The 23,394-nt window shown below is 38.7% G+C and carries 17 protein-coding genes and 1 pseudogene; 10 read left to right on the top strand and 8 right to left on the bottom strand.

All coding sequences use genetic code 11. The features are described from left to right. Positions 1-115: 115 nt before the first annotated feature. The 4 genes from LY624_RS03335 to LY624_RS03350 are packed head-to-tail and all read right to left on the bottom strand — an operon-like array spanning position 116 to position 6,903. Positions 116-580, bottom strand: coding sequence for a hypothetical protein (locus LY624_RS03335; protein WP_016708220.1), 465 nt, complete (start codon positions 578-580; stop codon positions 116-118). After that, positions 577-2,661: a hypothetical protein gene (locus tag LY624_RS03340; protein ID WP_045979590.1), complete on the bottom strand. Its 2,085-nt coding sequence runs from the start codon at positions 2,659-2,661 to the stop codon at positions 577-579. The genes LY624_RS03335 and LY624_RS03340 overlap by 4 nt, the downstream gene beginning before the upstream one ends. Further along, complete coding sequence (locus LY624_RS03345; RefSeq protein ID WP_062566146.1) at positions 2,658-5,429, bottom strand: hypothetical protein; 2,772 nt, start codon at positions 5,427-5,429, stop codon at positions 2,658-2,660. The genes LY624_RS03340 and LY624_RS03345 overlap by 4 nt, the downstream gene beginning before the upstream one ends. Then, a complete protein-coding gene (locus LY624_RS03350) occupies positions 5,413-6,903 on the bottom strand; it encodes a site-specific integrase (RefSeq protein WP_341803865.1) in 1,491 nt (496 codons plus the stop codon). Before LY624_RS03350 ends, LY624_RS03345 begins: the two co-directional genes overlap by 17 nt. An 85-nt stretch (positions 6,904-6,988) precedes the next feature. Between LY624_RS03350 and LY624_RS03355 the strand changes: the two are divergent. The 3 genes and pseudogenes from LY624_RS03355 to LY624_RS03365 form a co-directional block, all read left to right on the top strand. Next, positions 6,989-7,246 (top strand): annotated as a pseudogene (locus LY624_RS03355) (PhoH family protein); the annotation flags it as partial. 62 nt (positions 7,247-7,308) lie between these two features. Next, on the top strand, positions 7,309-10,761 hold the full coding sequence (locus tag LY624_RS03360; RefSeq protein ID WP_341803866.1) for a response regulator: 3,453 nt from the start codon (positions 7,309-7,311) through the stop codon (positions 10,759-10,761). Beyond that, a complete protein-coding gene (locus LY624_RS03365; protein ID WP_341803867.1) occupies positions 10,730-11,653 on the top strand; it encodes a GGDEF domain-containing response regulator in 924 nt (307 codons plus the stop codon). The genes LY624_RS03360 and LY624_RS03365 overlap by 32 nt, the downstream gene beginning before the upstream one ends. A 28-nt stretch (positions 11,654-11,681) precedes the next feature. Here LY624_RS03365 and LY624_RS03370 read toward each other — a convergent pair whose 3' ends face one another. Then, on the bottom strand, positions 11,682-12,065 hold the full coding sequence (locus LY624_RS03370) for a DUF3192 domain-containing protein (RefSeq protein WP_130150742.1): 384 nt from the start codon (positions 12,063-12,065) through the stop codon (positions 11,682-11,684). Between the two features lie 157 nt (positions 12,066-12,222). Continuing rightward, positions 12,223-13,167, bottom strand: a complete 945-nt coding sequence (locus LY624_RS03375; RefSeq protein ID WP_341803868.1) for a D-2-hydroxyacid dehydrogenase — start codon at positions 13,165-13,167, stop codon at positions 12,223-12,225. A gap of 85 nt (positions 13,168-13,252) precedes the next feature. On the opposite strand from LY624_RS03375, the gene zntR reads away from it, so the two are divergent. The 4 genes from zntR (at position 13,253) to LY624_RS03395 (ending at position 16,430) form a co-directional block, all read left to right on the top strand. Then, positions 13,253-13,666 (top strand): Zn(2+)-responsive transcriptional regulator, encoded by a 414-nt coding sequence (zntR, locus tag LY624_RS03380; protein ID WP_193988341.1) that lies wholly within the window; start codon positions 13,253-13,255, stop codon positions 13,664-13,666. After that, positions 13,650-14,801: an SO_0444 family Cu/Zn efflux transporter gene (locus tag LY624_RS03385; RefSeq protein WP_341803869.1), complete on the top strand. Its 1,152-nt coding sequence runs from the start codon at positions 13,650-13,652 to the stop codon at positions 14,799-14,801. Before zntR ends, LY624_RS03385 begins: the two co-directional genes overlap by 17 nt. Positions 14,802-14,954: 153 nt before the next feature. Next, entirely contained in the window at positions 14,955-16,082 is a 1,128-nt protein-coding gene (locus tag LY624_RS03390) for a 1-acyl-sn-glycerol-3-phosphate acyltransferase (RefSeq protein WP_130150746.1), read from the top strand. Positions 16,083-16,181: 99 nt separating this feature from the next. Continuing rightward, on the top strand, positions 16,182-16,430 hold the full coding sequence (locus tag LY624_RS03395; RefSeq protein ID WP_341804380.1) for a DUF1289 domain-containing protein: 249 nt from the start codon (positions 16,182-16,184) through the stop codon (positions 16,428-16,430). On the opposite strand, the gene LY624_RS03400 is transcribed toward LY624_RS03395, so the two are convergent. Then, positions 16,427-17,122 carry a transporter substrate-binding domain-containing protein gene (locus tag LY624_RS03400; protein WP_130150747.1) on the bottom strand — a complete coding sequence of 232 codons (696 nt, stop codon included), beginning with the start codon at positions 17,120-17,122 and terminating at the stop codon, positions 16,427-16,429. The two genes, LY624_RS03395 and LY624_RS03400, sit on opposite strands and share 4 nt — an antisense overlap. 140 nt (positions 17,123-17,262) lie before the next feature. On the opposite strand from LY624_RS03400, the gene LY624_RS03405 reads away from it, so the two are divergent. Genes LY624_RS03405 through LY624_RS03415 form a run of 3 tightly spaced genes read left to right on the top strand, consistent with a single transcriptional unit; the run spans position 17,263 to position 22,412 of the window. Beyond that, positions 17,263-17,463, top strand: coding sequence for a DUF3283 family protein (locus LY624_RS03405; protein ID WP_130150748.1), 201 nt, complete (start codon positions 17,263-17,265; stop codon positions 17,461-17,463). 2 nt (positions 17,464-17,465) lie between these two features. After that, positions 17,466-17,894 (top strand): GNAT family N-acetyltransferase, encoded by a 429-nt coding sequence (locus tag LY624_RS03410; RefSeq protein WP_341803870.1) that lies wholly within the window; start codon positions 17,466-17,468, stop codon positions 17,892-17,894. 12 nt (positions 17,895-17,906) lie between these two features. Next, positions 17,907-22,412 carry an EAL domain-containing protein gene (locus LY624_RS03415; protein WP_341803871.1) on the top strand — a complete coding sequence of 1,502 codons (4,506 nt, stop codon included), beginning with the start codon at positions 17,907-17,909 and terminating at the stop codon, positions 22,410-22,412. A 23-nt stretch (positions 22,413-22,435) separates the two neighbouring features. Here the strand turns inward: LY624_RS03415 and LY624_RS03420 are convergent, their stop codons facing one another. Further along, positions 22,436-23,383 carry an ion transporter gene (locus tag LY624_RS03420; protein ID WP_445936720.1) on the bottom strand — a complete coding sequence of 316 codons (948 nt, stop codon included), beginning with the start codon at positions 23,381-23,383 and terminating at the stop codon, positions 22,436-22,438. Positions 23,384-23,394 lie beyond the last annotated feature (11 nt).

A 23,394-nucleotide genomic window follows, 5' to 3' on the forward strand; every position in this document is an offset into this window, starting at 1 on the left:
CACTCTGACCGTCTCTTGTTCGCTCTTGCTGCCTGTCAGGTGAAGTCTAAACCTAATCAACAAAACTGTAAGATGAGATATGAGCTACTACATCTAATCTACTACTACATCTAATCTATTGTTTCGTTGAAACTAATTCAATAATTTCACCAGTAGACGTATCCACTCTTATTTCTGTATGTTGCCCTGAGTGCTGAAGTTGATTTTTTAAATCAGCATTAATCAGTTTGAGCTTATCTATTTCAGCGTACATTTCTTGTAATCGCACCAGTAGCTTTTCAAAATCCTTATCGATTTCCTTAGGGTCAATCTCGTTTTTTTGCTTTTCTTTAGCAAGCTTGCTTTTTAGTTCGGCTACCTTTGTTCTGAGTTGTTTTATTAAATTATCTTTATTTTTTTCTTCCCAAGTTAATTGAGCTTTTTCAATATTTTCTCGTAACTTTACCCATTTTTCTTCTTCTTTAGATAGATTTGCAATATTTCTTTTAGCTCTCGTTGCTACTGCATTTTTGGTTATCTTGCTGCCATCAGATTTCATCTCTTCAAAAGCACGTTTTATATCATCGTATGCGCTACTCATGCTTGTTCTCCTTGGTTTGTATGCGCTTTGCCTTCATCTAATACATAGTCAGCTGCTGCTATATTATTTTTCCAGTGAATAGCAAATAGCTCGTAATCTTCTTGCTCTTCTTTGGTTAATGCCGCATATGCCTCTAGTTTCTGCGTTGCTTCTTTTTTTATTATTTGCCAATTGACCTTGTGGCGTTTGGTAATGATTTTACTACCACAATACACACAGCCACTAGGGATTCCTGCTCCTTTTATCTTGCAAGCTTCTCCCGCAGTGCAGTACCCCGTAGGTAAGCCACGTATGTTTTTAATATTTTTGACGAGAAATTTTTTCAGTTCTTCAATTGAACTGAAATGGATCTGCTTAATCACAGTCGAATCTTTACTTTGACTATCAGTAATACCTATTATCAGATCTTTAGATGTTTTATTAATTTGCTCACCAGCACCACCTTTAAGTGATTGTGACTCGGCTTCATCTATTAACTCTTCTGCAACACGGTCAATTAAAATCTCATTAAACTCTTCAGTAGTTTTAATTAAAGTTGTTGAGGCCAAAAATGCTCTTCGAGTATAAACAAACGTCATTAGGCTAGTTAAATGTTTAAATTGATATCTAATATCATCAAGCTCACCTAATTTATTGGCAATGACAAAGTAGGCCAACGTATGTCGAAACATGTGAGCGGTTAATCTAAACGTATCGCCTTCTTCGTATGGGACACCTCTATTCTCTCCTCTAACCTCTTTGTAGTTAGATTCAAGGCGTTCAAGCTCTGCTATATCATCATCGTCTAGAGTTAAGTCAAAAAGCTCAATGTTTTCACTGTTTTTAACCTCAAATTTTGTGAATCGCCCAGCATCGCTAAAACTAACACTACAGCTACTATGTGAAACCCCGAAAAGACGGTTTCTTTCTAACCCTTCTTTCAAATTGTGTGCTTGACTACTTGTTATATTGGCTCTGCATGAAGAAAGTACAGCTTTTGCCCTTTCTTGCATACCGATCACATATTTTTCGTAAATACCAACACACTCATGTACTTCAGCGTTTGAAAACCATTCCATCTCAACCTTACTGTTGTCGGTTTTGGTCATAATTGCCGTAATGTAATAAATATCATCTTTGTAATTGGCACAGCCAACCTTGCATGTAAGTACTTCGTTATATCTCATACCTGTATAGGCCAAGATATTAATGTATGTGGCTAATTTTAAATCTTCTAATTCTTCGGATAATTGAATGAATTCCTCTTCATTGGGTAAGTTTCTTACATGTTTTGCTATTAGCTCACCTGTATTCATTTTGGGCGGTGGTTCAATGGAGCCTTCATGTAAACTATCTATTAAGCGTGCATTTAATTCTAGCCATCGTTCTATCTTATCCTTAGAGTTTTCAACTATTTTTTCTGCAAACTTCAGAATTTTTTTCATTACTTTAGTAGGAATGACAGGGTGCGAATAAGTGACTGGTCTCGGATGGTGTAACTCGTTTAGTTGGTTAAGCACATTAATAAAAACACTACACACCTTAGGGCCAAAAAGACGAAAGCTTCGTTGCACGTCAAATAGTTTAGTAAATGAGTGTGATTGTCTGTAAATAGCTATTTTCCCGACTTCATATAAATAGTCTTTTATGAGATTCCTAATAACTAAGTCAGATTTGAACTCCAACTCATGAAATGAGTGATAACCTCTTTGTCTTAAGAAGGCTGCAATTAAATTTAGATACGTTACATCATTTTGAAGTGTAGAGATTTTTAGAGGTTTACCGCCTACAACATCACCATGTGTGAGTTTAATTAGTGAATAAATTCGAATTTGATATGCTAATTCATCAACACCTTTAAAATTCACATTTCTTTGCGTTTCTTCATAGCTTATCCAAGTGTCATCGCCAAAGTGAATAGTGCCATGTTTAGCAATATTCAATGCTCTGTTTTCCCACAAAGCAATCGAATTAAAAGCGCTAGTATCATCAACTTTAAAATCTTCTAACACCTGAACCAAAGGTTTTATAGTGATTTGACCTGTATGTGTTTTTACAACAGCGATATCAAGTAGTTTTGTTTTAGTTATCTCTTTGGTCATAGCAAACCTGTGTTTTTCCAATGAGGATGAATACCCTCTGTTCTCAATAATTCTTTTCCATCAATCACAGCTTGAGCATTAAGCTTGGCAATATCAGTTAATATTTCGTTAACTCTATTTTTCAACTGCTCTATGTTTTCCAGTTGCTCTGTTACAGAGTCAAATGTTGCGGCTGAGTTTTCCATATCAGCAACAACAAAATCCCGGTATGACAAAAGTTTCCAAACATGCAATGCGTCAGCAACACAGCGATAGAACGGACACCACAAGCATGCGTTAAAGTCGGCACATGCATGCTCGTTTGTATCTCGCTGGTCTAATAATTTCCTGTTTTGAGATTCGAATGCCACTACTGCGGATTTATCTTTTGAGTTAATGCATGTGCCATTCGGGACTTTTTTACCGTCTTCTGGTGGAGTCTGCAAAATGATTACTTTGTCGGTAACATCGCGAACAAAATAGTCTGCCATTGTTTTTGTCGCTCTGTTGATTGTCATTGCAACATCTTTGTTATCTTGCATTAAATAATGACGCAAGAACGTTTCATAAGAGTGCTTGCCAGCTTTTTGATACCACTTAAATTCTTTGGCAACTTTTCGGTAAATGTAGTTAAGCCCTGATTTTCTGATCTTTTGCGAATTAAATACGATATCACACCCAAGCTCAGTCAATATCCTATCTATAGTGGTCTTGAAACGTGATGCTGTTAATAATTGAATCTTTACTTCTCCAATACTATTTACTTTGGGAAAAACAAAAATTCTTTTTGATAGGTTCTCAATAGAAGGGCGGTAAATAGACGTAAGTCTAGTCGCAGCCTTAATATCAAATATTACTGGTTCGACAACGTCGCCGTATAAGACGCCTTCTTTTTCTAGATCTTCGGCTTTAATTTCAAATTTATGCCATTGAGTTTGATAATTAGCTCGGCGTTTAAATAAACGAAGAGCAGGAGTTTTACTTGAATGTAATGGCGTGTTAAAGAAAAATAAGTCGTCAGTATCAAGCTCTAGCGTAGGAGTTGAATTCCAACCAGTTTTCAATATGACTTTTGCTGCATAAAGTGTAACTTTGTCTTTAATTGTGAGTAAGGTCTCAGAAAGCCCTTTTTCTATGTAATATGCTAATTCTACTACTTCTCTATATGAGTAGAGTTTATCTTGATTCTGAGATAGTTGCTCTTGATGTTGTGCAGTTAATTCGGTGTTGACCGGAAAGCTTTTAATAGTATCTAGACCATAAAACGATAGTAATTTGTCGATAGCGCTCTGATATTGATTACCAACAAAAACCGACAAATCGCCTTGTTTTGATTTTAGTTGAATTGCCTCTCTTATAGCCTTTAGTATCTCACAGTTATTTTCAACAAAAGCATGAACCCCATGACTGGCAATAAGCTTCATTTGTTCATCTGTTAATGATGATGCATTTTCTTTCAATGCTCTAGCCATACTACCTATGTAACCTTTGAGAGTGACGATACCTATGCTCTCGCCATCAATTCGCTTTGTAAAAACTTTATGGTATTCGACTAGGTTTTGATAAAATTTATAGGCATTGTCATATACCCACTCATGCTTCTGCCATTCGGTAGTGTCACTTTCTTTAAGGTAATAGCCCAATGAGTAGGGTAATAAACTTTCCTTTGCGATTTTTTCACCCGTAACAAAGTGGTAAAGGTCCAATGCAGCGTTTAGTAGCAGTAAAAACTGCTGGTTATTTTGAGTTTCTTCTTGGTAATGCTTATAAAGGTATTTAAATCCCTGAAGGCCATTTTCTGCAAACCCTTGAATTCCACGCTCACTAAGCAGCTTAATTATTGGTGATGCTACGCTACCAGCACTATTCAACCACCTTGGAAATGATAAAGTTGAGGATCTAACTCTTGTTGTATTAGCTTCCGAAGCGCTTGCTATCTGATTTTTCAAAAAAGCATCAACTTCATTGCCAAATTTGGATGATATGCTTTGTGCATACCCTATTACTTCGGCTTCAGTTTTAAATTGATTGACTCTAGCTTTACCCCACACATCGGGTAGTATAAATTTTAAAAAAGTACGGAAGTTGTGATTGCATATAAATGATGAAACGAATTCCCTATCCTGTAATGTTGCCAATAATGGCAGTTTGACGCGTTCAGTATTCTTAAAAGTATCATGTAGACAAAGATTTATAATAGCTGTCGCAGTTTTGAGGATATTGTCCCCAATAGAAGAATCTTTGAGGCTTAATTCTGGAAGGACGAGATAGTCCAGATATTTATTTAGTAATTTACGAATCTCTTTTACTTGATGGAATTCAAGTTCGAATAATTTAGTTATGTCGATTGAAGTAGCCCCATTTACTAGCCTAAAAGGAGCGTTGATAGCGTTATCATAAAAATGAAACTTAGCTAAGTTTTCTAAGGCTTCTTCTATACGAGTAGCATAACTAGGTAGCTTGACATCATTTATTTCATTAATGCAAAAGTATTCCAGTTCTTGCCAAATTTCAAAGTCTGATAGAGCATTTAATCCCGAAGTTTGAATTGATGTCGCAGTATCTGTACTAACCTTATTAAGGGCTAGAGGAAGAGTGTGTTGTAAACTGACACAAGCATTCCGCAAGCGACTCATTGAAATAGCAGTGTCGTCATCTGCGCTAATATTGTTTTCTTTGTCATATGCCCTGTTAAATAAAACGTCTAACTGTTTGGCTAGAACAATTGAATGAGGTTTAAATCTAGCAGGAATACGATTGGACTTCCGCGTTTTAACTTGCTGCTGCATCTTCAGCCTCACGCATCAGTAATTCGTCAACATCACCGTAGATATCTTTCACCCACTCTGACATTGCTCCGTATGCATCCACTGCTACACTTTTGGCAAAGTCGATGTAACGTTTGGTTGTTTTAAAACTTTCGTGACTCATCAAGGTCATTAGTGTCTGTCTGATGGAACTCTCCGATTCACCTTTGTCAATTAGGTATTTAGCGACATAAGTAGCAAAGGTAGCGCGTAAGTCATGGAATGTGCGTAATAGTATTTCTAATCCCTGCTTCCTTTGTTCTTTTCTAACTATGGAAATAGTATTCCCCGGTGTATCTTCGCTTATCCGCGATCCTGAACTATTCATAAACAAAGGAAGCGGATGTTCACTATTGTCCATACCATGATTAGTCTCATGTTTGGTACGTCGCTTCATATTTTGAATTGTCAAAGTGTGATTGTACAAAAGCTTCATTAGAACTCGCGCTATTGTTAATCTCACTGGCTTATGTCCTTTTCGTACAATGTTCAATTTTGGAATACGTTTCTCGTTTTCTTTTTCATCAGGATCAAAAAGGTCTTTCTGGTCGATGGCTGAAATCTCAAAAGAACGAAGTCCACCTAGCAAAGCACATTGCAAATAAAGCTTATAAGTCTCTTTTTGAGCCGTATCCGTCTCCAGCAACTGTTTAAGTTCTTTTGGAGAATATGGTTGTAGATCTTTTTCGGGTGAGTCTTCCTTTTGTTTCAATGTATTTGGAATGCTCAAATTACTAACCCACTTCCATAAGCCTCCAGAACGTGTGTTGCTAGTAGGTAATTGAAACAATGAACTTACACTTGATTTAGCTTTTGTTTTAATACGTACCTGTTTGTATTCAAGTGAGAAGGGGAGGCTATCTATAGCCCCGCGCTTATGGCTCCATATATAGAATGCTTTAACAGCTCTAATTCGTTCTTGAGCGCTGTTAAAGCTTATGCGTTTAGACTTATCTTTGGTTTCGACTCTTTCACATAAATGTTTGTGATATCTCCACACAGGTAACCTAGAAATATCATCATCTACAGATTGTTTTGAAAGTGGTGCAGTTATTACTTCAAAATAGGATGCATCATCTTTATCCAACCAATCTAAGAAAGCTTTTAAGTGCTTAGCTATACTGCAAACAGACTTAACATCTAATGGCTTTCCCGGTTGGCTGGCATGATAAGCGTCACTAAAAGCCTCATTGTCTATTTGATTCTTTTTGAGACTGAAATGACCTTCAAAGCGGTGCATTAAAAATAAGTTCATTTCTTGGCATTCGGTGAAGCGAGTCGGGTGATATAGCACTGGAAAATTAGGTTCTATTTTATCGTGCCTATATGAGTGAGTTCTGATGCCTTTTTCAGTCTTAATAGGTTGCCCTGATTTATCGAGGTGAAAAGACATTCCTTTTCCAAAGTTGACTGATGCTTTAATTATTTTAGTTTTTGTTGTATTTCGAAGTATCATTTTCGTTCACCTTTGATTCTTAGCTAGAGTATGTGTGTAAAAACTTTTTTGTTCAAGTTTATTAAGGGTATGATAGTATTATATCAATTCGGGGGTGATTTTAGATGAAAGCCAAAATTTAACGGCTTCACAATTGAAGACCATTATTACGCGTTGTGGTGAAGGAACCAAGCTCATATGTTCAGGTAATTTGGCGCAAATTGATAGTAACTACCTAACTCCAGTTACCTCAGGCTTAACTTACATTGTTGAACGCTTTAAAGATTTTGAAGGAAGTGCCACCGTAAACTTAAATGGTGTTGTTCGTAGTCGCTTGGCAAGCTTTGCTGAAGAAAATTTATAACTTGCCAGCAGATCCTTGCCTCGTTAATCTAGAAAGTTCCGAGGCAAGGTACTTTAAAGCTAGTGAACTTTTTACCACTTAAACGTTATTACCGCTCTATCACTGTCGCATTGATTGTGCCATTGCTAGTGGCATTTTTCTTATGCTTGCATTTGTATGACTTAAAACTTGAGCGTGCAATTGAGAATCGCCACAGCAGCTTTAGCAATATTTCAGCTCAACTGAGCCATGCAATGAGTGCTGCCGATGGGCTGATTGATACCATGTTTGTATTATACGAGCAGCCATTATCGTATGATTTCGACCCAAGCTGGACCAAAGATGTAAACCAATTTGAGCATTATTATTATCAGCCAGTTGGTGACGAAGTAGGTGAAATAGTTGGACAAGGTAAGTTTGCTTCAACATCTAATGCACTTGAACAGTGGCGCCAAGTTATTGCATTAGGACCTTCTTTTAATACCACGCTCTCACTTATCCAATCTTTACAAGCGGTTGCTTATGTTAATGAACAAGGTTTTGCTTATACCAAGCGGCGCTCAACCGCAGACAGCACCTTATTAACGACAATACTCGACAATAAACTTAAACCACAGCAATTGAACGACAACACGCTTTCGTCAAGCCAAGTCATTACTGTGAATGAGCGTGCTTATTTTGCAATTGGTAAAAAGCGAACCGCCACAAGCCATGACTACATCATTTTAATTTATGATTTAGAAGCAATTTCAAATTGGTTGCAGAAAATAGCGCCACCGCAGGGTGAGTATATTTTTATAAATCAACATAACCAAGTTATAGCCAGCTCTGACGTGCGTTTAAATAGTGTCGTCAGTGCAGGTGATTACTGGCCTGAACCAATGATTATTGACACTAAGCGGCCCGCAAAAAAATTACATAGCTACTTAGTTCAGCCCTCAGACAACTTGCCCATCTACACCCGCTTTTATGAATCTAAACAGGCGCTTAGTGAGCCAATTCGTTACGATATTCTTGTAGAGTTTATATTTTTGTGCGTCTTTTTAATAATGATGTTTAGTGGTGTTTTTTGGTTGAGCCAACGTATATTTGTTAAGCCCATGACACACTTAATCTGCTATTTAGATCAGCATAATGAGAACAGTAACCCGCTTTTACATTATCGTATACCGACAGATTGGCAGCCATGGTTCAGCAGAGTTAAGCAGGTCTTTAAACGTAATGAAGAGCTAGTTACATCTTTACAAGAAGCCAATAAGGCACTTGATTCACAAGTTCAAGTAAAATCAGAGCAATTACGACGTAGTATTGATGCCAAAGAACGTCATTTAGCCTTGTTAAACACTATGCTTAACAATGTGCCAGATCTCATTTATTTTAAAAATACTTACGGTGTTTTTTTAGGTTGCAATAAAGCTTACGAAAGTTACGTAGGCATGCCACAAGAAGAACTCGTTGGTGAAAAGTTTACTAACACAAATCAAGATAATACTGAGCTCAATTTATTAGAAGAAAAAGTGTTAACTGAGCGCCAAGTCTATCAAAAGCGCTTAGTCACAGATAATAAAACATACAACCTCAGTATTGCGCCATTTTATAATGAGCATCAGCAACTGTTAGGTACGATGACCATTGGTAGAGACATAACAGAGCAGCATGAAGCACTTAATGCGTTGCAAAGCTCAGAGGCAAAGCTCAAAAGTGCCATGGAGTATGCTGCGAATGGGGTTATTTTATTATCTCTAGATTACCAAGTGTTGCAGGCTAACAAAGCCGCCCGCCAGATATTTTCAATGCAGAAAAGCTACAATATACCCAGTCAGTACATGTTGGCTGATTTATTCGTTGAGCAATCACTAGAAAAATTAACGCAAACACTTGAGCAGCTTCATAGTGAGAAGAAAAATGTTTATCACTTTAGCTTACCTCAACAAGAGCAAAAGCGTTGGTTGCAAATAAGTGTCTCCTTGGTATGGGATAATGAACAAACCCCTGATTATTATGTTTTGCACGTGCAAGATGTCACAGATTTAATTCAGGCAAAGAATGATGCGGAGAGAGCGACATTAGCTAAAAGTCGTTTTATTGCGAATTTAAGTCATGAAATACGTACGCCCCTTAATGCGGTGTTAGGTTTAATAGATGTAATCGCTTTACAAGGTTTATCGCAAGAGCAGCGAGGTTACGCATCGCAAGCTAAGTCGGCAGCAAATAGTTTGTTGTCACTACTTAATCGTATGCTTGATTTTGCCCGTGTTGAAAGTGCACAAGTGCAATTAAATAAGGCACCATTTAGTGTGGCTGACTTAATTGATTACTGTGAAGGGATTGCAACGCCTCTTTGCAGTAAAAAAGGTTTAGAGTTTATCGTCGAATGTGATGACACCATTAATGCAAATTTATTGGGTGATCAAATTTGTCTACAGCAAGTGCTCGCAAATTTATTAACCAATGCGGCTAAATTTACAGAACATGGCTGTGTAAAACTGAGTCTTACTTTAGTTGAACAGTCTGATGAGCAGCAACTTATTTGCTTTGTGGTTAAGGATACGGGGATTGGTATTAGTGATGCTGATCAAAGCCGATTATTTGATGCTTTTACGCAAGGAGACGAGTCGCTTACTCGTTCTCATCAAGGTGTAGGACTTGGTTTAGCAATTGTTAAATATGAAGTCGCATTGATGGGGGGGGAAATTAAACTCACAAGTGAAAAGGGTAAGGGCAGTGAGTTTAGCTTTTGCTTACAGCTTGATAAAACCACACAGACCGCCAAAAAAAGCAGCCCGTTACTACCATCAACTACAGATTTATCAGGTCTATTAGTGCTCGCGGTGGATGATAATCCACTTAATTTAAATATTATTAAAAGTATTCTAAAGCAGGCTAATATTACTGTTGTTTGTGCTGATAGCGGTGCAAAAGCAATAGAGTTATCTGCGAGTTTAACCCCAGATCTGATTTTTATGGATATTCAAATGCCAGAGATGGATGGTTGTCAGGCGACACGAATTATAAGGCAATCATTCACAAAAGAGCAGATGCCTATATACGCATTAACCGCTCATAGTGAAGCCGCTGATATTGAACAATCTGTCGCTGCAGGTATGAATAAGCATTTAACAAAGCCAATTGTTGCAAATAAGCTGTTTTTAGCAATGAGTGAACTTGATAAACCCATTGAACCGTTTTTTGATCATTCTTTTGTTTTAACTCAGTTTGCAAATAATAGTGATTTGGTATTAACTATGTTGTCAAAGTTTGCCACTATGGCCGCACAGCAATTATTAGAAATTTCTACCTTAAGTACTACAGAAGAACTGGTTAGAGTTGTGCATAATGTAAAAGGGTCTGCTGGTAATTTAGGTTTTAAGCGATTGTCAGCATGTGCTAAACAGTGTGAGGCTAAACTTAAAACGCAAGGCAAGCTTCCTGAGTTATTAAACGATGAGCTGCAACGACAAATAAAACAAGTTATTGCATTTATCATCGAACAAGGATCTACAAATGTTGAAAAAAGCCAAGGTACTGATTGTTGATGACGATCCGTTAAATCGCTTGGTCTTAGAAAAAACATTGCGACAAGATTACGATGTTTTTTGTGTTGAAAGTGGCGAAAAAGCACTTACATTTTTAAAAACACAACCCGTTGATTTATTAATATTAGACATTGTTATGCCGGGTATCGATGGCTATGAAGTGCTAGCGAAAATAAAAGAAAATACCACAACAAACATGTTGCCTGTTATTTTTATATCTGCAAATACCAGCCATGATGATGAGGCCAAGGGCCTTGAGTTAGGGGCGATGGATTACATAACTAAGCCTTTTAGCGCTGCGATTGTTCGTGCCCGTGTTCGCAATCAGTTAATGATCAAACAAAAGAATGATCTACTCGAAATGTTGGCATCGATTGATGGTTTAACTGAAATTCCTAATCGACGTTACCTTGATGAAAACTTATCAAGGGAGTGGCGACGTTCAAGACGAGATCATACCCCTTTATCGGTTTTATTGATGGATGTTGATCACTTCAAGCGTTACAACGACTGTTATGGTCACCGTGCCGGTGATGATTGCCTTAAAAAAATAGCGCATGCACTTGTTGGCTCATGTGAGCGAGGGAGTGATTTTGTTGCCCGTTACGGTGGCGAAGAATTTGCAGCTGTGTTACCGAATACATCCGCAAAAGAGGCGGTTGCATTTGCTAATAAATTACGTAACGCAGTTAATAAATTGAATATTCCGCACAAGGCCTCTTTAAATTCAGAGTATGTAACAATAAGTATTGGTATTGCTACCACTGAATCAGGACAAGTTTATGCTGAGCAAACACTACTTGAAGAAGCTGATTTAGGTTTATATCAAGCCAAAGGGGCTGGGCGCGATCAAGTGGTATCGCGATTAGTATCGGCGACAGTGCAGGAGTAGGTTATTTGTCTACCCCTGCATAAAGTAATTAGCTATTGCTGAGTGATTTATAAATAGTGTCGCCCACACCAATTAATTTATCGTTTTTAAAGACCAAAGGAGTGCACTCATCTTTGGTCGTTTTGCTGTCTGAGTGGATGCTATGAGTGGCATAAAAAAGTACTTGGTATACACCGTCGTCCTGTTTAAGTAACTCTGTAAAGTTAGGTGTGCTTAGTTTGTTGAGTACCGTTTGGTAAGGCGTATCAAGTGCTAAGTTTGCAATGACTTCACGATTATTTTTGTGGTGTTTTTGCCAGCTTGTTGACGAGTCGCCTGCCCAGTGAGTTTCGGCTTCACCATCTGACACGGCAATGACACAACCAGTTAAAAAAGGTGCTGTTAGTGCGGCAATAAGAAGTGCTTTTTTCATTGTTATATCCCTTGTTTTATCGTTTCGTTTTTTCATATATAGCAATCCATTTGCCAATATTTTATTTTCTTTATAATCAAGGGTTTAAGTTGTATTTGCGAGCTAGCTAAGTAATGTGGAACTCATTACTTAGCTTATTTGACTAAAAAATTGCTTTTTAGACCAGTCTATTACGTGCCTCACCTTGACTGAAGGCGTTGATGTTAAGTGCTATTTCAGCCACAAGTCGAGCAATTGATTCTTGACTAGCCCAAGCAATATGAGGTGTTAGGAGTAAGTTGTCACCTTGATAAATAGCAAGTGGGTTATTTTCTTCTGCTGGCTCTTTACTCAACACATCCACACCGGCACCCGCAATCACATTATTAGCAAGGGCGTTGGCTAAATCAGCTTCGTTGATAATTCCCCCTCGTGCTGTATTTATTAGGATAGCTGTTGATTTCATCATATTGAGTTCTTTAGCTGCGATTTGGTCGCGAGTTTCATCGGTCAGCGGGCAATGAACACTGATTATATCTGCTGTTTTGATGGCCTCTTCAAAGCTAACACGTCCTTCGCGAGGAGCATGCCCTTTGCGCTCACTTATTATTACATTAACACCAAAAGCACGGCCTACATCAGCAACCGCTTTACCAAGTGAACCATAACCAATAATCGCAAGTGTTTTGCCTGACATGTCATTAAAACTGTAATCTAAACGACAGAACATAGGACTTTGCTGCCATTTTCCAGATTGGCAATCTTGAATATAACGGTGCGTATTACCTAATAAGTTAGTGATAAGTGCAAATGTATGCTGTACCACAGAAGGAGTGGAGTAGTCTGCCACATTGGTGACAGCAATGTTGTGTGTTTTGGCTGCATCTAAATCAATGTTATTGGTGCCGGTTGCTGCAACACAAATTAGTTTTAGGTTGCTAAGCTGGGACATCGCTTTTTGATCAATAACAACCTTATTAGTAATGATAATATCGGCATCCTGACAACGAGAAACAACATCTTGTGGGTCTGTTAAATCATAGCAAGATAGCGTTCCTAAGTTTGCCAACGAATCTAATGAGGTATCTGCTAATGTGGCGGTATCAAGGATGGTAATATTCATGTGCTTTCCTTTTTTAATTTAATGCTTGACCTTAGGGTGTACTCCAAGGTTTATAGTACGTATAAGCTTTTAAATGGAGACGGTGATGAAAATAGGTGAATTTGCCCGCAAGTTGGGTGTTTCAACAGATACATTAAGGTACTACGAAAAACATGGTTTGTTAACGCCTAGTTCGCGATCGGAGTCAGGGTACCGTGTTTATACAGATACAGACATTAAACAGATGTCGTTTATCTTACGCGCTAAAAACGTGGGATTTAGCTTGTCTGAAATAAATGAGTTGTTGCAAATAAAAATTCATAAAGATCAGCATTCGTGCCATGAAGTTAAAGAAATGACGCTACAAAAACGTGATTTAGTCGCTCAGCGTATTGAAGAGTTAACACGGTTTTATGATTCATTATCGCTATTAGCTCAAAAATGTTGCGGCGGTGAAGAGCCAGCTGAAAATTGTTCTATATTAACGACATTGGAGGATATAGATGGACTTACTCACTAATTTTTGGCAGTTATTTTTACTGTCTGCCCCTTGGTTGATGTTGGGGTTATTAATAGCAGGGCTATTAAATGTTTACTTGCCTACTGACTTTTTGAATCGTCATCTTGGTAAAGAAGGACTTTGGACCACAATTAAAGCTGCTCTTATTGGCGCTCCAATGCCATTGTGTTCATGTGGTGTGATCCCTGCCGCTATAGGACTTAGACGGGCTGGCGCTTCGAAAAGTGCTACGACGGCTTTTTTAGTATCGACCCCTGAAACTGGTGTTGATTCTGTTTCTGTTTCTTATGTTTTATTAGGCCCGTTTATGGCTGTGGTCAGGCCGATTGCAGCTGTATGCAGTGCAATTGCTGCTGGTATGTTAGTTGGTAAAGAGAGTGAAATTAATGATGAGCATACAAAAACATCGAATAACCATGAAAAAGTAACAAGTAGTTGTTGTAGCACCAAGCAAGCAATCGCGAAAGAGCCTGCATCAAGTTGTTGTAGTACAGAGCAAGCTCCTGCTGTTGAGAAAACAAGCTGCTGCGCAAGCAAAAAGGAAGCCGTTAAAATTGAGGGGGGGATTGCAAAACTTAAACGCGCAATAAGTTTTAGCTGTAATAAGTTGCTTGAAGATACCATGATATGGTTGGTTATCGGTCTATTTTTTGCCGCACTGGTCCAAACCTATGTGCCTGAGTCGTACTTGAGTCAGTGGGGGAGTGGTATTTTTGCAATGCTGGTGGTGATCTTAATTAGCATTCCTATGTATATTTGTGCGACGGCCTCAACCCCTATTGCAGCAGGTTTATTGCTCAGTGGTGTATCACCTGGCGCCGTGTTGGTGTTTATGTTGGCAGGCCCTGCCACAAATATTGCAACACTGGGTGTGGTGGGTAAAGAGTTGGGAAAACGCGCTGTAGTTGCTTATCTAATTGGTGTAATAGGCGTTGCATTACTATTCGGGTTTTTAACGGATTACCTAGTGTCTGAGTTTGGTTTTGTGGTGGCACCCATGATGGGGGATGAACATCAAGTATTACCGCACTGGTTGAGCTTAGTGTGTGGCGTATTATTGGTCGCTTTAATGTTGAGGTTAGCGTTAAAAATGTACTTAAAGAAGTCAACACAGACTGGTAAGAGCATTAGCTAATTGATTGTTATAAAAATATATTTTAATAACAATTGAGAGAAGATATTGGTTAACTATCGCGTCTCGGTTCGCATTTAAAATTGCCTGAGTTATAATCCGCCAATTCTTTAAACGGTACGCTAAGCGTGCCGTTTTTTAACTTAAGTAGTTTTTATGAGTGAATGTGTGGATAAATACGCAGATATAAGACCTTACAATGATGATGAAGTTGCAGATTCAGTGGCACGTTTAATTGCTGATAATGCCTTTGTGGATGTTATCGCTAAGTATAATCTACCACGCTTTTTATCTTATTTTCCGTTTATAACACGCCCATTAGTACGTCAGCAGTTAAGAAAAAAGTGGGGTAAAACCAACTCAGTTGAACAAGTTCAGCATGAAGTTGCTGATTATCTGAATAAGCTAATTACTCGTACTACATCGGAAGTCACATTTTCAGGTATCGATAAACTTGATCCGAAGCAAGCTTATCTATTTATCTCTAATCACCGTGACATTGTTCTTGACCCTGCTCTGGTTAACTGGGGCTTGTTTAAGCACAACATGCCGACTGTTCGCATCGCAATTGGTGATAACCTGCTGCAAATTCCATATATTACTGAGTTAATGCGCTTAAATAAGAGTTTTATCGTTAAACGCTCGGCAAAAGCACCAAAAGAAATGTTAAAAGCGCTATCGCAACTTTCTGCTTATATTTATGATTCACTGGCTGAAGGCCACTCTATTTGGATAGCGCAAAAAGAAGGTCGTGCGAAGGATGGTTTTGACCAAACGGATCCTGCACTACTTAAAATGTTGCAATTACAAGGTCGTAAACAGAAAAAAGAATTTGCAGATTATGTGCGTGAGCTAAAAATAGTACCTGTTTCTATTTCTTATCAGTATGAACCATGTGCAATTGCAAAAGCAAAAGAGCTATATCATAAGCAACAACATGGCCAGTATGTGAAGCAGCAAGGTGAAGATATAGCCAGCATTGTTGAAGGTTTCAGTACCGCTAAAGGGCATGTTCACTTAGCGTTTGGCCAGCCAATCGAATCAGGTTGTGAATCACCAGAGGAATTAGCAAAAACCATTGATCAGCAAATTGTTGATTCGTTTTTCTTACATCCAGGTAATTATATTGCTGGTGGCTGTAAACAAGCAGTAATAGATAAACAAGACGCTGAAGCATTTGATACGCGTTTAAGCCAAGTTCCTGAAGAATTAAAGCCTTTGGTCTTGGCTATGTATGCAAAGCCATTTCATCGTAAAGCGGAGCTTGCAACGAGCGAATCTTAAGCAGAGTAAGGTATTTTAAAAGCTACTTTTTAAGTGGCTTTTTTTATGACTAAATTTCAGGCTATACTTTCAGTACCTTTAATTTACTGGCAAATTGTGATGCAACAAATTGAAATATTTGAAATCCCAAGCCCTTGCAAAGGAATTTGTCAGGTTAATAACCGTGGTTACTGTAAAGGGTGTTATCGCAGCCGTGATGAGCGATTTCATTGGAATAACTTCAGTAATGCGGAAAAAAGAAAAGTCATTATTTTATGTCAGCAACGTTATAAACGCTTCCTTCAGAAAAAACTCAATGCCGATGCACACGCACAATCTAGCCCTGAGCAAGGTGGTTTCGATTTTTAGAAATCGGTAAGGTTATATTTGTTTTTTAAAAATCGCACTGTGCCTTGCTCATCTAACTTTTTTAATGCAGCTGTCAGCTTTGGGATTAGTGCCGCGTGGCGCTTATGTACAAAGTGAAAGCTTTGCATGGGCATTAATATCTCTTTATGAAATGGACTCTGATCAAAGTTAGGGTGTTTCGTTGATAGCAAAAAGTCGAGTAAGAGGGTTCCTTCAACGCGTTTTTGCGTCAGTAAATTTAGCTGAGCAGTGATATTTCTAACAGTGATAACATCGCCATGAAATGGGTGTTTATCTAAAAAACTTTGTGCAGCAGGATAGCTGGACTGGATTGCTAATGACTTTAGGTCGCTATAACGACACGTTTGACAGTTTTTTAGTAGCAGTAAATTAAAGTTGAACAATGGGAAATCAACTTTTAAGAGGTTAGGGTAGTCTTGTGTTACGTCAGCAATGCGGCCCAATTGCCCATCAAGAATCCCCTCGTTTGCAGCAGCCAAGGAACTTTGGTGATTAAAATCAATAATGTGCAACTCGTAACCAATCTCTTTATAAGCCGTACGAAGTAGATCTATGACATAACGTGCTTGCGGTGTATCAGCAGGGCGGTTGAATATTAATAAACTAGCGTGAGTAGAGTAAGAAACGCAAAGTAAAACAAATGCAAAAAAATAAATGATAAACTTTGGCATTGTGCTTTCCTTGCGAGCATAAATTCGCCGTTAATTTACTTTCATGCGTGTTTAAAATCAAGGTTGGCACGTCGTTAATATGCTAATTTTTTCTTTATTTTGTTATACTGCGAAAATTGTCACTTTATTCCTGAGATAGCATGAGTTTTAATTTATGTAATTTGCCAAGAGAGCAAAAGTACCAAATTCAACTAGATTATGAAGCGTCTTTTTGGGCTTACCAGATTAAGCGTGGTAAAAACACGCGAGAAGGCGTGTACACAAGCATAAATAGCAGACCCATGTCTGAACAAGCATTTTTAAAGCAGCAATTTGAGCATTACCTGTCGTTAATGAGTTAGTAATGCCCAAGCTAACGTTTTGCTTGCTCGATCCTGTAAAAACACCGCTAGTAAATAAGTTTTATAATAAACACGGTGCGCGTGGTAGAGCGACGAAAGCTGACCAAGTGTGGGTTGCTTACCATGAGATAAACATTGTTGGCGCCTGTCGTGTACAAAATCAACATGGCTATTTATTTTTATCCACGTTATATGTTGATGCCCAGTGGCGTGGTAAAAATGTAGCGTCTCAGTTACTTAAGACTTTACTCGCCGAACAAAAAGGGAACGTTTTTACTTTTGCTTATCAAAATCTAATTGATTTCTATCTACAAAATGGGTTTAACTATACATTAACATTACCCTGTTCTTTGCAATCGTTGTTTGAGGTGTATGCGCATCGAGGTATTGTCTCAATGCAGTTTACATGTGACGCCGTGCCAAGTAAGTAATTTGGAACGTTAATGACTAAGTTTTTATCCAGAATTATCTTCTGTACCATTCTAATAGCCTGTTTATCTAGTCAAATCAGCTTTGCACAGGTCAAACGTTTATCAACAAGTGAAGGCTTATCGCAAAGTTATGTCAACACCATGCTCATCGATAACAGCGGTTACTTATGGCTTTCAACTGAGGGCGGACTTAACCGTTATGATGGTTATGAAGTTGTTAACATTAAAGGCCCCAACGGTGAGCTTGAAGACGCAATTATTGATCGTATTTATCAAGACCCACAAGGGTATATCTGGATAGCGTCAATACAAGCAGGGTTATTTCGTTATGACCCTAGCGAAGATTCATATGAGCAATTTATCCCGAAACCGACTACCGAAGAGCAAATATTCATTGAATCGGTATTCAGCATGGTTGCGGTAGATGATAAAACGCTTTGGTTAGGGCGAGGTCAGGATTTTGCAAAGCTTGACTTAGAAACCAAGCAAGTAACCTCATTATTTGAGATTCCAGAGCGAATAAAAAGCAGTGTCATTCGCGAGCTATACCCTTATAAAGGGTATATTTTTATGGGCACAAGTAACGGAGCATATGTATACCAAATTGCTTCGGGAAAAGTGAGAAAGCTTGAACATTTGCAAGATAAACCAGCCCACATATATCAAAATTATGTAAAGTCTTTCGCTGTCGTCAATGACCAAACCTTATTAGTGGGTGCTGTGAAAGGCTTGTATAAGGTTGATATTAGCCAGCTTGATAAGATGTTTACAACACCTGATATTGCCTTTAATAATGAGCTGCTTGTACGTGATTTAAATATTTGGAAAATCATTCAACAAGAATCAAAAGTGACCTTAGGAACAGATAAAGGGCTATTTGATTATACCCTAGCAACGAGAGAGTTGATAAAAAATACCCGCCTGAAAAAGAGCGGTTACACGCTTGCTGACACCAGTATTATCGATGTAGTGAAAGATAGATCTGGTGGTATGTGGCTGGCAACTAAAAATGATGGCGCATTTTACTTGTCCTACGATAACTATAACTTCATTAATGTTGTTGCTAGCTCAATTAAAGGCGATGGATTATCACATCACTCTATTTGGGGGCTGACTGAGTATCAAGGCCGCCTTTGGCTTGCCACTCATAATGGGTTAACTGCCGTCGATTTAGATACCTATGAAAGTGAAGTATATCTAAAAAACTATCAAGTTGATCTGATCACAACAGAATTTAGCGTTTATCAAATCATGCCTTACAAAGGTAAACTGTGGTTGCACACTAATCGTGGTATTTTTAGCTTTGATCCGACAACAGGACAAGCTAATCCAGTCAAAACAGCAGATCCTGAACAGCAAGTTCTAATTAATGATTGGGTGCATGGTGTGTTATTGATGCCAACGGGGGATCTACTTTATGTCCATCCAGATTATGGCATGTTTGCATATAATATTGATAACCAAAAAGTGACCCGTTTAGGTGGCAAATTTGATGAGTTTGAACCTTTTTTGGCCTATGGCTTTCTGCCTGCCTTATCAAGTAAACCGGATGCACCTCTTTTTTATAATGCGGGAATTTTGTATCAAGTAGACCCGCAGACCTTTGACTTAACAACAATTTATACTGTTCCTGAGCAACATGAAAACGTCGCTGTTAATGTTATGTCCTACATTATCGATAACAACAATGTATTGTGGTTATCTTTATCTAATTTCGGCTTAATAGGTCTTGATGCAACGACTTATGAGCATATCTACACAATCGATTTAGAAAAAAATAAACTCGGCACTTTGCTTTATGACATGGTGTTAGATGAAGCCGGTATGATTTGGATGAGTTCCCACAAAGGCTTGTGGCGTTTGAACCCCGAAAACTTACATTTCCAACAATTTACAGGGGCTGAAGGGTTACTTTCAACAGAGTTTAATAGTGGGGCATTCACACAACTAGAATCAGGGCAAATAGTCTATGGTACGCTGAAAGGGTTTACTTATTTTTACCCAATGGATAACCACTATCAACAAGCTTTAATTGATCATGTCAATATTACGAACCTTGATCTCATGTCTCGTGATTTACCAGCAGAGCTCAAACAACCCATTGATAGTGTTGTGCTTGAACACGACGATATCGGCCTTGAAGTGGCCTTTTCAGCGATGGCATTTAACTACCAAGAGCGAATTATTTACGAGTATCAATTAGGGGATGGCCAAAAAACTTATACTCGCAACAATAATCGCGTTCTTTTTCCTAAATTAAGTGCTGGCAAATATCATTTAAAAGTTTGGGCAAAAGACCCTTTGACAGGTGAGCTAACGCCACCTGCGATTTTAAATATAGAAGTTAAATACCCCCTTTGGCGAGCCCCTCATTTTATTTTCTTATATATATTGCTGATTGCTCTACTGGTCGCAACGTGGGCTTACAGACGAAATCGTACGCAACAAATACTCCTTGCTGCCCACAAAGAGAGTAAAGAAAGTGAAGCCCGTCTTAAGCTCGCATTAGAAGGAAGCCACTCAGGGATGTGGGATTGGTCATCAAAAAGCCTCATTATCTATCAACCAAGGCTTAAGAATGAGCTTGGCTATGATGTTGATGGGGTCAACTTGGATGATTACCTAGCCAAGATACATCCTCACGATAAACAAACATTTCGCCTTGAATGGTTAGAGTTTTTATCAACTGAAAAAGGTTACTTTAATTGTACTTATCGGCTACGTCATGCGGATGGTCAATGGCGTTGGTATAAAGATTTCGGTAAGGTCGTTGAATGGCATGGGAATGTTCCTGAGAAAGTAGCTGGAACTTATACGAATATGACCCGTGAGCTTGTCTTCGAGGAAAACGCGCGCTTGTTTGGTGCAGCCTTTGAACAAACGCGTGATTGGGTCTTTATTTTAGATAAAAATTTACGTATTCGAGCTACTAATAAATCATTTCAAGATGCCTTTGCTTTCCCTGCGGATCCTCGTTCAAGCCGCTCTCTAACATTAGGCTTATCTATATCTGCACGTATTCATTACTTAAGGATCATGCAAAAATTGCAATCAGGTGAACATTTCTCTGCAGAGGATGTTGTTGCGGTTGCCAGTGGCGAAAAGCGTCAAGTGCTCATTAAGATAAGTGCAGTCGCTGGCAGTAATCGTCAATTAGATTGCTATGTGATTATTGTTACTGATATTAGTGCACAAAAGCTGGCTGAGAATGAGCTTCATCTTCTGGCCAATTATGACAGCTTAACTGGCTTGCCTAACAAAACCTTATTTAGTGATCGTGTTAATCACGCCATTGAGCAAGCAGATTATCATCGTACAAAAGCGGCTTTATTGAATGTAGATATAAAGCGTTTTAAAAATTTTAATGATTCGCTAGGACATGAAGAATCTGACGAGCTTATAAAGCGGGTTGCAAAACGTTTAAAGCAGGTACTACGTCCACAAGATAGTCTTGCTCGGTTTGACGGCAATGAGTTTATGATTCTTGCAGAGGACTTTAAGCGTATAGATGAGATACTCGCATTGTGTGCAAGTGTGATGGAGAGTGTTGAAAGCCACATTGAGCTTAGCTTGCAAGCCGTTAAAGTTAATTTGAGTGTTGGCGTTGCAATTTACCCTGATGATGCTAACAACACCAAAGCATTACTCAAAGCTGCAAATGTAGCGCTATACCATGCGAAAGGACATGTTGAAGGGAGCTATCAGTTTTATAAGCAGGAGATGAACTTGCAAGTTCAACGCACCTTGCATTTAGAATCTCAATTAAGCAAAGCATATCAAGAGCATGAATTTTGTAATTATTATCAGCCAATTATTAGTGCAAAAACGCAGCAAGTTGCAGGTCTTGAAGTATTACTACGTTGGCCTAGTAATGATAATTACCAACCAGAAGATTTTGCAAACGCCGCTGAAAGCTCGGGCTTAATCACAAAAATTATGCTGCAAACTTTATCTCGAGCACTGATTGAGCTTCGTCAGTGGCGCATAACACACCCTGAGTTATATGTTTCAATTAACCTATCAGCGCTTGATTTTGAAAGTACTCATCTCGTTGAGAATATTCATCAGGCACTGGATACATCAGAAATTCCGCCAAGTGCTGTGGTTTTTGAGATCACAGAGTCCGTGATGATGCATGATTCAAATAAAGCGCAGCAGAGTATGGAAAAACTTAAAGCGTTAGGCTGTCGAATTTATATCGATGATTTTGGAACTGGCTACGCGTCACTCACCTATTTAAAACGCTTTCCTGTCGATGTGTTGAAAATAGATAAGAGCTTTGTACATGATATTGGTATTGATAAAGATGATGAAGCGATTATTAATTCGACACTAACCCTTGCTCGCAGCTTAGGGAAGGAATGTGTCGCTGAGGGGGTCGAAAATAAGACACAACTTCACTTTTTACGCCAATTAGGGTGCGAATATTTTCAAGGTTATTTATTTAGTAAGCCTGTACCTGGCGACTCGGTTAGCCCATTATTAAACGCCTATTGGCAAGATGAGTTTACTGAATAAAACCCTAATGCGCGATTAAAATGCTAGTCTTGGCGTTTTCCGCAGTGGCGGCAATAAAGGCTACGGTTACGGTTTTTTAATTCATTATGAATCGCTTTATTCGCTTCTTGCTGACTCAGCCCGAGTTTATAGCGCAAGTTCTCTAAGTGCTCTTGCTCAACGGGGGTCAGGTGGCCATCCTCAATCGCTTCGTGGACGGCATCAGTAAATAGTTGCCTACGTTTACGTAATTGCTCAGAGAAGCTTGACGCGAGTAAACCTGTCGGAATTGCGACCATGCCCATACTCACTAAGGTGATTGCACCACCAAAGAGCCGCCCGAGTGGAGTTATTGGCACAACGTCGCCATAACCAACCGTTGTCAGTGTAACCATTGCCCACCACATTGCTGCAGGTATGGAGCCAAATTTATCGGGCTGTACATCATGCTCTATTAAGTAAATGCCGCATGAGGCAATGATTAATACCACTGCCATGATAAAAAATGCGGCGAGTAAGGAGCTGCTTTCTTCACGAAATGAATTAAGAAGCAGTTGCATGGCACGTGAGTAACGCGTGAGTTTAAAAATACGCATTAGCCTCAGAACACGTAAGAAGCGTAAATCAACACTCACAAATACCATTAACAGAGTGGGCAAAATAGCAATCAGATCAATTAAGGCTAATGGGGTAAATAAGTACTTTATGCGAATTTTAGAGTTCGTTAAGGGGCTTTCTTTATGCACGCTTTTATCCACGCTAGACCAAAGCCTTAATATGTATTCTAAGGTGAAAATGGCGACCGATACCAACTCTAAAGTTAAAAACTCCTGATGATATTGCTTTGCCAAAGGACCAACTGACTCTAATACAATAGCAATAACATTGATCATGATAAGTGACATCAAGAACACATCGAGTGCTCGACCTACTCTGCGGTATTTACCATTCCCTTCAAAAACACGGGCAGTATAATTTCTTAAACGATGCACAATAATGATCC

This window comes from Pseudoalteromonas sp. N1230-9, assembly GCF_032716425.1.
Classification (GTDB): domain Bacteria; phylum Pseudomonadota; class Gammaproteobacteria; order Enterobacterales; family Alteromonadaceae; genus Pseudoalteromonas.

Excerpts from the sequence above, each read along its gene's own strand:
- LY624_RS03335 (WP_016708220.1), bottom strand. The coding sequence starts at position 580 with ATGAGTAGCGCATACGATGATATAAAACGTGCTTTTGAAGAGATGAAA.
- LY624_RS03340 (WP_045979590.1), bottom strand. The coding sequence starts at position 2,661 with ATGACCAAAGAGATAACTAAAACAAAACTACTTGATATCGCTGTTGTA.
- LY624_RS03345 (WP_062566146.1), bottom strand. The coding sequence starts at position 5,429 with ATGCAGCAGCAAGTTAAAACGCGGAAGTCCAATCGTATTCCTGCTAGA.
- LY624_RS03350 (WP_341803865.1), bottom strand. The coding sequence starts at position 6,903 with ATGATACTTCGAAATACAACAAAAACTAAAATAATTAAAGCATCAGTC.
- LY624_RS03365 (WP_341803867.1), top strand. The coding sequence starts at position 10,730 with ATGTTGAAAAAAGCCAAGGTACTGATTGTTGATGACGATCCGTTAAAT.
- LY624_RS03370 (WP_130150742.1), bottom strand. The coding sequence starts at position 12,065 with ATGAAAAAAGCACTTCTTATTGCCGCACTAACAGCACCTTTTTTAACT.
- LY624_RS03375 (WP_341803868.1), bottom strand. The coding sequence starts at position 13,167 with ATGAATATTACCATCCTTGATACCGCCACATTAGCAGATACCTCATTA.
- zntR (WP_193988341.1), top strand. The coding sequence starts at position 13,253 with ATGAAAATAGGTGAATTTGCCCGCAAGTTGGGTGTTTCAACAGATACA.
- LY624_RS03385 (WP_341803869.1), top strand. The coding sequence starts at position 13,650 with ATGGACTTACTCACTAATTTTTGGCAGTTATTTTTACTGTCTGCCCCT.
- LY624_RS03390 (WP_130150746.1), top strand. The coding sequence starts at position 14,955 with ATGAGTGAATGTGTGGATAAATACGCAGATATAAGACCTTACAATGAT.
- LY624_RS03395 (WP_341804380.1), top strand. The coding sequence starts at position 16,182 with ATGCAACAAATTGAAATATTTGAAATCCCAAGCCCTTGCAAAGGAATT.
- LY624_RS03400 (WP_130150747.1), bottom strand. The coding sequence starts at position 17,122 with ATGCCAAAGTTTATCATTTATTTTTTTGCATTTGTTTTACTTTGCGTT.
- LY624_RS03405 (WP_130150748.1), top strand. The coding sequence starts at position 17,263 with ATGAGTTTTAATTTATGTAATTTGCCAAGAGAGCAAAAGTACCAAATT.
- LY624_RS03410 (WP_341803870.1), top strand. The coding sequence starts at position 17,466 with ATGCCCAAGCTAACGTTTTGCTTGCTCGATCCTGTAAAAACACCGCTA.
- LY624_RS03415 (WP_341803871.1), top strand. The coding sequence starts at position 17,907 with ATGACTAAGTTTTTATCCAGAATTATCTTCTGTACCATTCTAATAGCC.